We start from the raw sequence: 727 nt of genomic DNA on the forward strand, positions 1-727 counted from the left end.
AAAAATCTGGACAATCTTGTAGACGCGGTTTATGAAGTACTTGAAGAATTGGCGATTTATGAATATATACTTTGTGCACATAGTTTGAGTGGAATTTTAGCTTGCAAATTGATGAACAAATCAATTAAGTGTCAGGCTTTAGTAGCAATTGAACCAACAACTAAAAAAGTAATGTTTTCTGATTTTTCAGAAAATCCTTATCCAGAAATGGAAGAGCAAATGAGACTGATTGAAGAGTGTGGCCCCGAAGTCTATTTTAAGAACATAACTCAAGCAGCATTTAGCTCTGAAACTAATGAAGAAATCTGGGATTTAGTGCAAGAAAAAGATTCAGAGTTGGAAAGACAAGTTCCAGAATTTCATATATATTGTGAGATTACTGAGGAAGATTTTAAGAATGTATCTATAGAAGCTCATGTCCCTGTATTTATTTTTTGTCAGGCTTATAGAGAAAAAGAATACAGAGACTCAGAATATTGGACTTCCAATACTAAACTCATTTTAGGAGGGAATCACCATTATTTACAATGGTCTGAATCAGAAAAAATTGCGAATATTATTCGAGAATTGTCAGAATAAGATGGAAAGAAGGAGAGTACAGGAGACAAGATGAACTACTTTAATGTTGGGAAAATCGTTAATACGCAGGGTCTACAAGGTGAGATGCGAGTCTTGTCTGTGACGGATTTTGCTGAGGAACGGTTTAAAAAAGGGGCAGAGCTGGCTT

At 35.1% G+C, this 727-nt stretch carries 1 protein-coding gene and 1 pseudogene; both read left to right on the forward strand.

What is annotated here, in order from left to right:
* The coding region (locus GMD4S_RS12470) for a hypothetical protein (protein WP_000607398.1) at positions 1-579 on the forward strand (579 nt) is incomplete at its 5' end.
* A gap of 30 nt (positions 580-609) precedes the next feature.
* A pseudogene (locus GMD4S_RS12475) lies at positions 610-727 on the forward strand (ribosome maturation factor RimM); the annotation flags it as partial.

The organism is Streptococcus sp. GMD4S (genome assembly GCF_000296955.1).